The sequence below is a fragment of the Pseudomonas sp. o96-267 genome (genome assembly GCF_003935465.1).
Classification (GTDB): Bacteria; Pseudomonadota; Gammaproteobacteria; order Pseudomonadales; family Pseudomonadaceae; genus Aquipseudomonas; species Aquipseudomonas sediminis.
Genome location: NZ_RHQP01000034.1, coordinates 17,546 through 30,165, shown reverse-complemented (window position 1 = coordinate 30,165; position 12,620 = coordinate 17,546). Strand labels below are relative to the sequence as shown.

The window sequence follows — 12,620 nt, the reverse complement described above, 5'->3', positions numbered from 1 at the left end:
CGTTGCTTCGTATCAAGAGAACAATATGAATTGTCGCCCTATAGCCTGGTTGCACTGGACAGCCGTGCTTGTGAGAGCAAGAGTCAATGATCGGGGCAGCAAGGCGATTGCGCGCCAGTGACTGGAGATTGATGGTGGGATTATGGGGGGCGGCTCTGCTGAGTCTGCTGTTGTGCGTCTCGGCGCGAGCGGAGGTGCTGCACCTGGCTACGGGCGATGACTATGCGCCGTTCACTGGCAAGGCATTACCTGGTCAGGGCATGCTCACCCAGGTGGTGCGGGCGGCGCTGGCCGAGCAGGGGGCGGCAATCACGCTCGACTGGCTGCCCTGGAACCGCGGTTACCTGAAAGCCAAGCGCGTTGAGTACGACGCCACCTTTCCCTACGTCCGTTCTGCCGAGCGCGAGGCGGAGTTTCTCTACTCGGCGCCCATTTATGTGGCCGAACCATACATCTTCAGCCGGGCCGGTGATCACATCGAGCTCGACGATCTGCCCACCATGATCGGCCGGCGACTCTGCTATCCGCTGGGCTGGCAGCCGCCGGCGGCGATCCAGCAAATGGTCGAGCAGGGCGTACTGCGCCGTCATTCTCCACTGGGTCTGCAGGAATGCGCACGGCTGCTGCTGCTCGAACGTGACGACCTGTTCATTGCCGACCGTAACCTGGGGGACAGTGCTTTGCACAGCGCTGGCGCTGATCTGGCGCAGTTTCACCGGTCACGGGTGCCGTTTCAGAGCAGTACGCTGCACTTCATCGTCTCGCGGCAGCATCCGCGTGCTACCGAGTTGATCGAGCGCTTCAATCGCGGGCTCGAGGCGCTCAAGGCACGCGGTGAATATCAGCGGCTGATCGAGAGCTACGTGGAGTAGCGCCCGTGCTGGTCAATCAGGCCAAGAACATCATGATCGCCACCAGGCTGCCGGCCGCCAACAGCGTCTGCAGGGTAATGATGCCGGCCATTAGCTGGCTATCGCCGCCGAGCTGGCGGGTCAGCACGTAGGCGGTCGGTGCGGTGGGCAGGGCGAAGAACAGCACCAGCACGGCGCTCTCCATGGCCGGCAGGGCCAGCGCCCAGGCCACGCCCCAGGCCAGCAGCGGCATCGCCAGCAGACGCAGCGCACTGTTCCAGGTCAGTGCAGGGATTTCACCGCCAAGCTGTGCCGGCTTGAGCGCCGCGCCAACGCAGAGCAGGCCCAGCGGCAGGCTGGCTGCAGCGAGCAGGCTGAGCAGGCGATCCGTGCCGCCCGGCAGGCCGATGCCCGTGAGGTTGAACAGCGCGCCGCCGACACAGGCGAGGATCAGCGGATTCTTGATGATCGGCAGCAGCAGGCTGCGCGCGCTGACGCCACGTTCGGCGGTCAGCGACCACACCGACAGCACGTTCACCGTCGGCACCATGAGGGCCAGCATCAGCGCGGCGAGGGTCAGGCCCTCCTGACCGAACAGGCTGCCGACCGCGGCCAGGCCCAGGTAGGTGTTGAAGCGCAGGATGCCCTGAGTGAAGGCGCCAAAACGCCCCGCCGGCCAGCCACGCAGGCGCCGCACCAGCAGCAGCGCCAGCCAGGCGATGCCCAGGCCGAGCAGCACCGCCAATGCCAGACGCGGCAAGGCCGGATTGTTCAGCGGCGCACGGGCCAGGCTGGAGAACAGCAGGGCAGGGAACAGAATGAAGTAATTGAGGCGCTCGGCACCCGGCCAGAAAGCCTCGCTGGGGAACTCGCGCAGGCGCAGCCAGTAGCCGGCGACTATCATGGCGAACAGCGGCCACAAGGCCAGCAACAGGTCTATCACGGGAACCCCCGGTGGTGGTGAGCGCCCATCTTGGTCAGCGGCGCGGGGCAATGCAAGGCGGAGGCAAGATGAAGGTCGAACATCAGGGCGGCTGCCAGTGTGGTGCACTGCGCTATCGGATCAATGCGCCGCTGACGGATATCGCGCACTGCCATTGCTCGGTCTGCCGGCGCAGCAGTGGCGGCATTCTCACTACCTGGGCCACGGTACCGCGCCAGGCATTTCACTGGCTGCGCGGCACGCCGAAGGCGTTCGCCTCATCAGCCAGCTGTACACGCTATTTCTGTGCGGACTGCGGTGCACATCTGGCGCTGCTCACTTCGCTCAGCCCGGATACGCTGGATGTAACCGTCGCCACGCTGGACAAGCCGGAGCAAGCCCCGGCGGATCGGCATATCTGGGTGAGCAGCCGGCTGTCCTGGTTGACGGTCGATCCGCAATTGCCGGAAGAGTGGCAAGAAGAGATAGATTAGGTAGCTCAACATAAACGCATAAGGGATCGATTCAGAGTTAATCGCAGATTGATTTTTGCGCCGAAAAGCATTCCCATGAAGCGATGTCTATGTCACATTTCGAAAAATTAAGTGCAGCTAACGTTTGAATACAAAAGGCTTTTTAGCCTTGCTGACTGACGCGATCTTCCAACGTCATTTGGAATGATTGTGCCGTAATTTCTATTTTCAGATGGCCAGGGAAAGGATGACCGCACATGTCAGGCGCATTGCTCCGCACGGGTAACCTTCAGGAATTCAAGGCGCTGGGTGTCGATGGTCAGCCGGTGTACAGCGCCGCGCTGCAACTGCGCGAGGCCATTCGCCTGAAGATGGGGCGCGAAGCCTCCAGTTGCCTAGCCATTCCGCAGCCCAACGAAACCGGTGACCGCATCGATTGGTACGCGCCTGCAGAGGGCGACGTGATCCCCTGGTCGGCGGCCACGGTTGAGGAGCGCGCGAATGCCTATGCTCAGCTTGAGGTGATGCACGCCAAACTGGGTGCTACCAGCGAAAGCATGCGTGCTGACGCGCAGAACCGGGAAAAGCAGATATTCGGTCGCCTGCTGGAAAAAACCATTCACTTTCCCGACAGCGACCATGTCTACCTGGTCGATGGCAAGCCCGTCATCACCTTCTGGGGGTTCACCGATCACGCGGGAACCTATGATCACGACCCGCTGTTGTGTCTGCGTCCGCCTGTGCCCAGCGCTGCGCCAGTAGCACCGCTCGCGCCGCCCCCGCTGGCCGCCGCCGTGCCGGTTGAGGTGGTGAAGAAGTCGCGTTGGTGGCGCTGGCTGTGGCTGTTGCTCCTGCCACTGCTCCTGCTGTTGCTGTTGTTCTTGCTGCGCGCCTGTGCGCCAACGGTCGAGTTGCCACTCGGCCTCGATCGCATCGATCTGCCGGGATTGCCGGTGCATGAGCGTGATATCGGCGTGTTCGGTCGTGGTGGGTCGGTCGATGGCGCCGGGTCGGGTGCTGCTATCGATGGTCAACTGCCGGACGGACAAGAGTCTCCCGCTGCCGAGCAGGAGGAGGGCGCTGCTGCACACGACGAGCTCGATGCACCGGGCGAAGAACCGCCGCCGTCCGCGCCTGAAGATGCAGCCGCTGAGGAGCCACCAGCCGACCCGCCACAGGAGCAGCAGGAACCTCGCAAGCAACCGCCGGGTCGGGACGTACCACAAGACCTGAGCATTCCCCCGCAGGCACTGGAAACCGGCTCCACTGAGTTCCTCAACGGTAACTGGAAAGCGGGTGCCGGTATTCAGGATGCGCAGACCGGCAAGCCCATGCAACTCGACTATGACTTCAAGGATGGCAAGGGGCAGGTCAAGGTGCGACGTGGTGATGGTGTCGAGTGCTCTGGTGCGGTGAATGCCGCGATGCAGGGCGGCAAGCTGGCGATCAACAACCAGGGGCAGGCTGCCTGCAACGATGGCAGCAGCTACAAGCTGCCGGAAGTCGTGTGCAGCCCGGATAGCCGTAGCGCTGCTGACTGCACGGGTAGTTATGAGAACAAGCAATTCCCCATGTCCATGAGGCAGGGCGTCGAGTAACAGGCCCTTGAAATTCCAGGCAGTTCCAACGGCCTGCCACGACCCGAGAACAGGGCGGAAAAACGCATCATGTTTCCAGAAAAGACCGACTACGAAGATAAGATCACCCTGATCATGGGCAGCGGTGTCCAGTTCCTGGATTTCGCCGTGACCCTTGAACTGCGCCGCGAACTACCTGGCGAGTTCGTGCGCCAGCGCAACGATGGCCCGTTGGCGCGGCTGATGTTCGATGAACGCAGCAACAGCTTTTTCCATCCGGCAGCCCCGGGCAGTCCTGTGAGCCCGGCCTACAGCGTAGCGGTCGACCAGTCGGTGCGTCTGCTCAAAGGGCTCTGGCTACCCTTGCCATTCTTTCGCTTCAGCCCACCTCGGCGTTTCGACGATGGCCCGTCGAACTGGGCGCGTATGCGTATCATCGAGCTCAAGGAGGGTGAGGATCCAGATGGTCATACTCACCGGGTGACCCTGGCCTTCGATACCAAAGTATTCGCCAGCCGCAGCGATACCGCCTATCTGGCGCCGACCAGTGACGATGTGCGAGCCGGCGCGGCATTTGCCCTGGCACATCAGGCCGACGAGATGGGCTGGTTCCTCGACCTGGCCTGGGTCGATGGCTGGCTACGCGAAGTGTTCACCGAGCAGGCGCAACTGCCGCCGATACGCATGCAGTTCGATGACATCGAGCACGAGTGTCAGGAGCTCTATCACCAGGCGCACTACCTCAACTTGCTGCACCTGCTCGGTACGGCGTTGCTGGTGCCGGAGCTCAAGGTGGTGTCCAACCGCGACAGCGACCTGCACAAGGCGATTCCGGTGGACATGGTGCTCGATGTCGGCAACTCGCGCACCTGCGGCATCCTGATCGAGGATCACCCGCAGGAGAACGATGGCCTGAGCAAGCGCTATGAGCTGGAACTGCGTGACCTGACCCAGCCCGAGCACGTTTATCCGGAACCTTTCGAAAGCCGTATCGAGTTCGCTCAGGCGGTATTCGGCAAGGATCACTTTTCGGTGCAAAGTGGCCGTCGCGAGGCCTTCCAGTGGCCGACCATCGCCCGCATTGGTCGCGAGGCCGGACGTCTGGCCAGTCGCCGGCGTGGAACCGAAGGCTCGACCGGCCTGTCCAGCCCGAAGCGTTACCTGTGGGACGAGGACAACTACGAGCCGGGCTGGCGCTTCAACTGCGCCTACGTCAAATCCGAAAGCGAGCCGCACGCCACTGCTGCGCCAGTCGCCGGGTTGATCAACGAGAAAGGTCAGGCGCTCTACAGCCTGCCCTTCGACGAACGCATGCCGGTGTTCCACCCGCACTATTCGCGCAGCTCGTTGATGACCTTCATGCTCTGCGAAGTGCTCGGCCAGGCATTGATGCAGATAAACAGCCCGTCGCAGCGTCTGCGCATGAGCCATTCGCGCGTGCCGCGCCACTTGCGCTCGATCATCCTCACCGTGCCGCCGTCGATGCCCAAGCCCGAGCGCGAAATCTTCGCCAAGTGCATGGAGCAGGCCATCGGCCTGGTGTGGAAGAGCCTTGGCTGGCACCCTGAGGACGATCCGATCAACATCAAGGACGCCAAGAGCCGCGAGACCGCTTGGCCATTCCTGCCGGAAGTGCATGTGCAGTGGGACGAGGCCACCTGCGGCCAGGTCGTCTACCTGTTCAACGAAACGCAGAACAACTTCGCCGGTCGTCCGGAGGAGTTCTTTGCCACCATGGCGCGTCCGGATCAGCCGCACAAGGATCGTCTGACCATCGCTTCGATCGATATCGGTGGTGGCACCACCGACCTGGTGATCACCGAATATCGGCTCGATGATGGCGTGGGCAGCAACGTCTATATCACCCCCTCGCAGCGTTTTCGCGATGGTTTCAAGGTCGCCGGTGACGACATCCTGCTCGACGTGATCCGCCAGTTCGTCCTGCCGGCATTGGGCTCGGCGCTGCGTGATGCGGGTGTCGACAACCCTGATGCGTTGCTGTCCAAGCTGATCGGCAGCGAGCCGCTGGCCGTGCAGGACGCCGTGCTGCGCCAGCAACTGACTCTGCAACTGTTCAGCCCTATCGGTCTGCGCCTGCTCAAGGCCTACGAACAATATGACCCGCTGGATGCCGGCACCCTGGTCAGAGGCACTTTCGGTGAACTGCTTGGCGACGAGCGTCCCACCGACGATGTGCTTGACTATTTCAGCAGTGCCGTACGCCGCCAACTGGGTAACGGCAGCGAGCCGTTCGACCTGCTGGCGACAACGCTCAACGTCAGTCTGCGGCGCATTCACGAGGCGTTTATCGGCGATCGCATGAACATCGGCAAGACCATTCAGGCGCTGTGCGAAGTTGTCCACAGCTACCCCTGCGATGTGCTCCTGCTCACTGGGCGTCCGTCGCGTCTGCCCGGTGTGCAGGCGCTGTTTCGCAAGCTGCTGCCGTTGCCGCCGGGACGCATCCTGCCGCTCAACCAGTACCGCACCGGTGGCTGGTACCCGTTCAACAAGCTCGACCGTATCGAGGACCCGAAGACCACGGCCGCAGTCGGCGCCATGCTCTGTCTGCTCAGCCGCAGCCTGCGGCTGCCCAACTTCTTCTTCCGTTCGGCGGCGTTCAAACCCTACTCGACGTTGAAGTTCCTCGGTCTGATCGACAATAACAACGTGATCAAGGACGGTAACGTCTACTTCCGCGATATCGATCTCGACGACCCCGAGTACGAGCTACCCGAGTTGACCTTCGATATGCGCGGCACCATGCGCCTGGGCTTCCGCCAACTGGCCAACGAACGCTGGTCTGCAGCGCCGCTGTACATCCTCAGCATCGAGAACCAGAAGCTGCGCGAGCAGGTCGCTTCCCAGGGGCTGGTGCTCAAGGTGCGCCTGGGCATCAAGCCTTCGCGCAATCCGGCTGAAGGCAGCGAGAGCTTCGAATTTCTTGGTGCCGAATCCAACAGTGGTTCGGTCAGCCGCTCGCACATTCGCCTGCGCCTCAACACCCTGTCCGACGCCGGGCTGGGTGAATCCCAATATTGGCTCGACAGCGGGAGCGTGTTTCGCAAATGAGTAACTCGCCTGAGCAACTGACCCGACACTGGGCCGCCATTCATGCCGGTGCCGGCGAGGCGATCCGCTGGATCGGCGACGTGCGCCGCAGCGCGCCACGCCTGGATAACGAAGCGGACGACCTGATCCTCAGCCTGCGTCGCGTGCGCAATACCGCCCGACGCCTGGGCGGCGTTTCCGGCCTGCCGATGACCGTGGGTTTCTTCGGTCTGTCCCAGGCCGGCAAGTCGTACCTGATCTCGACCCTGGCTGCCGGTGCCAACGGCAAGCTGGAGACTGATTTCGGTGGCAGTCGTCTGGACTTCCTCACCCATGTCAATCCGCCGGGTGGAGGCAAAGAGGCCACCGGCCTGGTCACCCGTTTCAGCCGTACTGCGCGCCCCGGCCCGGACGATTTCCCGCTGGAGCTGAAGCTGTTCGGCGAAGTGGAAGTGGCCAAGGTGCTGGCCAACTCCTTTTTCAACGACTTCAACACCGAGAAGGTGTCCTATCGCTTCGACGAAGCGGCCATCCGCCAACTGCTCAAGGAACTCGGCCAGCGCCGCCAGCTCAAGCCGGTGCCCGGAGTCAGCGAGGACGACGTGGTGGCCCTGTGGGACTACCTGCAAGGCAGTTTCCCGGCGTCGCTGAGTGGTCTGGCTGGGTACTACTGGCCCGTGGCCGTGGAGCTGGCGCCCTGGCTGGCGGTGGAGGATCGCACCCGGCTGTTCTCGATCTTCTGGGGTGAGATCAACGAGTTGAGCGAGGCCTACCAGAGCTTCGCCAGAACCCTGAGCAGCTTGGGTAACGCCGATCGCGTATTCGCTCCGCTCGATGCCCTGGTGCGGCAGACCGACAAGGGCCTGTCGCAGGCCGACAGCATCATGAACGTCGACATGCTCGAACGCCTGGGCAAGGACAGCGACAAGCGCATCGGCGTGCGCCCATTCATCGACGGCGAGCTGCGTGCGTCGGTCGAGCTGTCCCTGGCGCAACTGGCCGCACTCACCGTCGAGTTGGTGTTCCCGTTGGTTGAGCCTACTAGCGAGCCGCTGTTCGAGCATGTCGATCTGCTCGATTTTCCCGGCTATCGCGGCCGCTTGTCGGTCGAGTCGCTGGACGACGTGCGTCGCGCGGTGAGCAGCGACGAAGCCAGCCCGGTGGCGCAACTGATCCTGCGCGGCAAGGTTGCCTATTTGTTCGAGCGCTACACCGACAGCCAGGAAATGAACGTGCTGATCGTCTGTACGCCATCGAACAAGCAGTCCGACGTCACCGCTGTCGGTCCGGTACTGACCCGCTGGATCGACAAGACCCAGGGCGCCAAGCCCGAAGAGCGTGCTCTGCGTAAGCCGGGGCTGCTGTGGGCCATCACCATGTTCGACATGCGCATTGGTAGCGACTTGGACAAGGGCGAAGACTTGCTGCGCCTCGGTTGGGGTAGCGGCGGCATGATGAAGATGACCATGCTCGAACGCTTCGGCCAGTACACCTGGCTGCAGGAGTGGACGGCCGGTCAGCCCTTCGATAACACCTTCCTGGTGCGCAAACCGCGCATGAAGGTGACCTTCCTCGACGTGCAGGCTGGTGAAGAGATCGGTATCAACGCCGCTGCCCAGGATTCGTTGGGGCTGATGCGCAGTACCTTCGTCGAAGACGAAACTGTACAGCGCCACGTCAACCAGCCGCAGCAGGCCTGGGACGCGATGCTGGAGCTGAACGATGGCGGCATGGGCCGTATCAGCCAGTACCTGCGTGGCGTGGCGCTGCGCGAGGTCAAGCTGGGGCGTATTCGTGAACAGCTCGATGATGTACTGCATCTGCTGGATAACCGGCTTGGCCACTGGTATCAGGCAGAAGGCGCCGGCGAGCTGGAGAAGAAGCGCAAGATCGCCAAGCAGATCTTCGACGCGGTCTGGCCGCGGCGCATTCTGCTGGGTGAACTGTTGCAGAGAATGCAATTGCCTGACGATCTGGTTCGGGGTCTGTACCTGCGCGCCGATGACGAAGAACCTACTGCTCTGGTGAGCGATAGTGGAAGCAGCGGTGTTGTGAGCGGGGGTGCGCTCAACCTGGGTGATGACCTGGGACACGACGATGGTTTTGATCTGTTCGGCGACAGCGAGTCGGCGCCTCGCTCGTCGAGCAATGCCTTACCGCTGCGCTCCAGCGGTAGCGATGCACGTTTCGCCCAGGCCGTACTGCGTGAGTGGATAAGCCACCTGCGCCACCTGCCTGAAGACATGCGTCTGATGACCTATCTGGGCTTCTCCAAGCCAGCGGTCGAGGCTCTGGTTGATGAGCTCATCACCGGCGCTAGTCGCCTCGACCTACAAACACGCCTGCTGCAGGCCATCGTCAGTACCGAGCAGATTGGCACCAAACGCGAGCAGCTGGCCGGACGTCAGGTGCTCACCGCGAAAACCGTGCTGGGCGATTTCATCGGCTGGCTAGGGTTCATCGAGTCACCGCTGGAGCAGCGTCCCGACAGCCGCATCGAGCGTGGCGCCAAGCTGTTCCAGGCACCGCCGGTTATCGTCCCGGGCAAGCTGCCGCAACTACCGGCGCAACCCCTGGAACACACGCGCAACTATGTGGGCGACTGGCTGGTGGCGCTGGCCAAGATCGCTGAAGACAACGCCGGTCACAGTGCCGGCCGAGAAATCACACCGGAGCAGAACGAGACGCTGGGCAAGGTGCTCGCCACCCTGCATGCGGATCGGACGGAATAAGTCATGTTGAGAATCGAACTGAAGGCAGCGCAGAGCGGCCAACCTGGTCATGGAGAGCTGACCGTACATGGTTGGCAGGAGGGCAGTGACGCCCTCGAACTGACCGTGCAGCGCAATCAGGATGGCCGCTACCTCGGTGAAAACGGCGAATGGGATACGAGCCCATCCTGGCATACGCTCGATGGCTTGAACCTGGTTGATGAAAAACTCAGTGGCGAGGTCGGCCCCTGGCTGATCGACCCGTTGATGCTTGATCCTCAGATGGCCTACATGCTGCAACTGCGTAACGAGGACGGCAGCGACAAGGGTGTGCTGCGCATCCTTGGCAGCATTCTGTCCTCCAAGGCAGCAGGTAACTCGACGCATGACGAGAAGAAGGTTGAGCGCAAGGCCGAGCCGGTCATCGTGCCGGTTTTGCCAGAAGTACTGCCCGAGCCGCCTGCGCCTGAGCCCGAGGTGATTTCAGTACCCGTGCCTGAGCCGGTAGTTGTCGAAGCGCCGCCTGCTCCATCACCTCAGACCCCGGTGGCAAAGAAAGGCAGCAAGCTGCCGCTGATCCTGATCACCATACTGCTCATCCTGGCCCTGGCGGTTGCGGCCTGGTGGTTCCTGCTGCGCACGCCGTCGACCGATATCGCGCCAAGCGACACGCCGGCTTCAGTGGTAGGGGCGATGGCCGCGTGCAGTTCGCAAGCCCTATCTGATGCCAGGGAGGATCTGTCTTTCATCCAGGCCTGCCTGAAGTCCAATCCGTCCAGCGAACAGGTGCTGGAGGTGATCGCCGTTGCCAAGGATGCCAAGCGCTGTGGCGTGGTGCAGCGTCTGTATGCGCACAAGGCGCAGTCGGGCGATGCCGCCATTGCCTATGCCTATGCCCGCGAGTACGACCCGGCGCATTATGCCAGCGGTGGTTGCATCGAAGCGGCTGACGCTGAGACTGCGATGTATTGGTACGAGATTGCCGTGAACAACGACCCGGACAATCAGGACGCCAGCCAGCGGCTGGAGGAGCTGAAGAAATGACCGTGCGCACCGCCCCGGGCGTCAAACTGTTGTTTGCCGGCCTGCTGCTGAGCGCAGCAGCGCCACTGATGGCGGCAGACAAACCGCTGCTGCAGGAAGGCAAGAAGACCCTCTACCAGCGCGTGCTGACCACGCCGACCTGCCAGCTTGGCGATAGCGCTGGCGCTAGTGGCGGTAAAGCGCAGCCAGCATTCACCCGCTTTTACGTGTACCAGCGTGAGCAGGCAGGCAACGCCGAGTGGCTGAAGGTCGGCCCTGACAGCTATGGCAAGACCGTCGGCTGGATTAAGGGCGACTGCGCCGTACCGTGGAAGATGCAGATGACCCTGGCCCTGACCAACCCGGCCGGCCGTGATCCGCTGCTGTTCTTCCGCAACAAGGACAGCCTCGAACAGCTCTTTGCCAAGGACGACCCGGCGCCACTGCTCAAGCCGATCCTGGCCAACATGAAGGCCAATGGCCGTGATCCGGCGGTGGCTGCCCGCGAGCCGGATTACGCGGTGGATCTGACGAAGAATTTCTACCTGTTGCCGGTGCTGGAAGCCGAGGAAACCTTCACCGAGAAGGGTTTCCAGGTGCGCCTGCTCAACGTCGCTTCGGTGAGTGCGGCGGAGTCGGCCGACAAGCAGGGCGCGGACAAGAACGCCACGGCCGATGCCAACACCCTCAAGGGGTTCAGCGCCGCCGTGGTGTTCGTCATCGACTCGACCATTTCCATGGGGCCGTACATCGACCGTACCCGTGAGGCGGTCAAGCGTATCTACGACCACGTCGAGCAGGAAAAGCTGCTGGATCAGGTCAAGTTCGGTCTAGTCGCCTACCGCTCCAGCACCAAGGAAGTGCCCAAGCTTGAATACGTCAGCAAGATGTACGTCGACCCGAGCACGGTCAAGGACGGTAAAGACTTCCTGGCCAAGGTCGCCGAGCTCAAACCGGCAACTGCGTCCAGCAGCAGTTACGACGAAGACACCTACGCCGGCGTGATGCAGGCGCTGGATCAGGTCAAGTGGAATGAGTTCGGTGCACGCTACATCGTACTGGTTACCGATGCGGGCGCAGTCGATGGTGACAGCAAGCTGTCGTCCACTGGCCTGAACGCCGAGCAGGTGCGCCTGGAGGCCAAGTACCGTGGCGTGGCGATCTACAGCCTGCACCTGAAGACCCCGAGCGGTTCGAAGAACCATGCCTCGGCCGAGGCGCAGTACACGGATTTGTCGACCAACGCTTTCCTCAATAAGCCGCTGTACTACCCGGTGGATGCCGGCAACGTCGAGAGCTTCGGCAAGATGGTCGACAGCCTTGGCGATGCCATCACTGCACAGGTCAAGGCGGCCTATCGCGGCGACATGGCGGCCGGTAGCGCGCTGGGGGCCGATGCGGAGTACGCCAAGGCGAAATCCGGCAAAGGTGGCGATACCGCCCTGGCCGAGGATGCCGAGCTGCTCGGACACGCCATGCGCCTGGCCTACCTCGGCGAAAAGACCGGTGCCAGTGCGCCGCCGGTGTTTCAGGCGTGGATCAGTGACCGTGACTTCGTGCGTCAGGATGTACCCACTACCGACGTGCGTGTGCTGATGACCAAGAGTCAGCTCAGCGACCTTAGCGATGTGGTCAAGCAGATCGCCGATGCTGCTAACGAAGGCCTGATCTCGCCCAGCGACATGTTCGAGCGCCTGCGTTCGGTGGCCGCGACCATGGGCAAGGATCCCAACCAGCTCAAGGACAAGACCATCAAGGTCGCCGACATGGGCCTGATGGCTGAATACCTTGATGGCCTGCCTTATCTCAGCGAGGTGCTCAGCCTCGACGAGGAAACCTGGAAAGGCATGGAAGGGCTTGAGCAGGAGAAATTCATTCGGCGCCTGAACACCAAGCTCAAGTACTACCAACGCTACAACGCCGATGCCGACCGCTGGGTATCCCTGGCGCCGGGCAGTGACCCACGCGAGCACGTTTACCCGGTGCCGCTGGAGGCTTTGCCTTAGGACTTG

General features: G+C 62.3%; 8 protein-coding genes. 7 read left to right on the top strand and 1 reads right to left on the bottom strand.

From position 1 onward, the window contains the following. Positions 1-131: 131 nt before the first annotated feature. The gene (locus tag EGJ86_RS20250; RefSeq protein ID WP_004425322.1) at positions 132-872 is read left to right on the top strand and encodes an ABC transporter substrate-binding protein; all 741 of its coding nucleotides are present in this window, start codon (positions 132-134) and stop codon (positions 870-872) included. 16 nt (positions 873-888) lie between these two features. Here EGJ86_RS20250 and EGJ86_RS20245 read toward each other — a convergent pair whose 3' ends face one another. Next, positions 889-1,755 (bottom strand): AEC family transporter, encoded by an 867-nt coding sequence (locus EGJ86_RS20245; RefSeq protein WP_242408945.1) that lies wholly within the window; start codon positions 1,753-1,755, stop codon positions 889-891. A gap of 107 nt (positions 1,756-1,862) precedes the next feature. Between EGJ86_RS20245 and EGJ86_RS20240 the strand changes: the two genes are divergently transcribed. The 6 genes from EGJ86_RS20240 (at position 1,863) to EGJ86_RS20215 (ending at position 12,614) form a co-directional block, all read left to right on the top strand. Further along, on the top strand, positions 1,863-2,267 hold the full coding sequence (locus tag EGJ86_RS20240; RefSeq protein ID WP_004425315.1) for a GFA family protein: 405 nt from the start codon (positions 1,863-1,865) through the stop codon (positions 2,265-2,267). Between the two features lie 236 nt (positions 2,268-2,503). Continuing rightward, positions 2,504-3,844 carry an SrfA family protein gene (locus EGJ86_RS20235; RefSeq protein WP_075750787.1) on the top strand — a complete coding sequence of 447 codons (1,341 nt, stop codon included), beginning with the start codon at positions 2,504-2,506 and terminating at the stop codon, positions 3,842-3,844. Positions 3,845-3,913: 69 nt separating this feature from the next. Next, a complete protein-coding gene (locus EGJ86_RS20230) occupies positions 3,914-6,895 on the top strand; it encodes a virulence factor SrfB (protein WP_075750786.1) in 2,982 nt (993 codons plus the stop codon). Further along, a complete protein-coding gene (locus tag EGJ86_RS20225) occupies positions 6,892-9,606 on the top strand; it encodes a putative virulence factor (protein WP_116620358.1) in 2,715 nt (904 codons plus the stop codon). Before EGJ86_RS20230 ends, EGJ86_RS20225 begins: the two co-directional genes overlap by 4 nt. A gap of 3 nt (positions 9,607-9,609) precedes the next feature. Beyond that, positions 9,610-10,629, top strand: coding sequence for a hypothetical protein (locus EGJ86_RS20220; protein WP_004425302.1), 1,020 nt, complete (start codon positions 9,610-9,612; stop codon positions 10,627-10,629). After that, the gene (locus tag EGJ86_RS20215; protein ID WP_112211100.1) at positions 10,626-12,614 is read left to right on the top strand and encodes a vWA domain-containing protein; all 1,989 of its coding nucleotides are present in this window, start codon (positions 10,626-10,628) and stop codon (positions 12,612-12,614) included. The genes EGJ86_RS20220 and EGJ86_RS20215 overlap by 4 nt, the downstream gene beginning before the upstream one ends. The last annotated feature ends 6 nt before the right edge of the window (positions 12,615-12,620 follow it).

Bases quoted from the DNA above. Each gene is read 5' to 3' on its own strand.
- EGJ86_RS20250 (WP_004425322.1), top strand. From the start codon at position 132: ATGGTGGGATTATGGGGGGCGGCTCTGCTGAGTCTGCTGTTGTGCGTC.
- EGJ86_RS20245 (WP_242408945.1), bottom strand. From the start codon at position 1,755: ATGATAGTCGCCGGCTACTGGCTGCGCCTGCGCGAGTTCCCCAGCGAG.
- EGJ86_RS20240 (WP_004425315.1), top strand. From the start codon at position 1,863: ATGAAGGTCGAACATCAGGGCGGCTGCCAGTGTGGTGCACTGCGCTAT.
- EGJ86_RS20235 (WP_075750787.1), top strand. From the start codon at position 2,504: ATGTCAGGCGCATTGCTCCGCACGGGTAACCTTCAGGAATTCAAGGCG.
- EGJ86_RS20230 (WP_075750786.1), top strand. From the start codon at position 3,914: ATGTTTCCAGAAAAGACCGACTACGAAGATAAGATCACCCTGATCATG.
- EGJ86_RS20225 (WP_116620358.1), top strand. From the start codon at position 6,892: ATGAGTAACTCGCCTGAGCAACTGACCCGACACTGGGCCGCCATTCAT.
- EGJ86_RS20220 (WP_004425302.1), top strand. From the start codon at position 9,610: ATGTTGAGAATCGAACTGAAGGCAGCGCAGAGCGGCCAACCTGGTCAT.
- EGJ86_RS20215 (WP_112211100.1), top strand. From the start codon at position 10,626: ATGACCGTGCGCACCGCCCCGGGCGTCAAACTGTTGTTTGCCGGCCTG.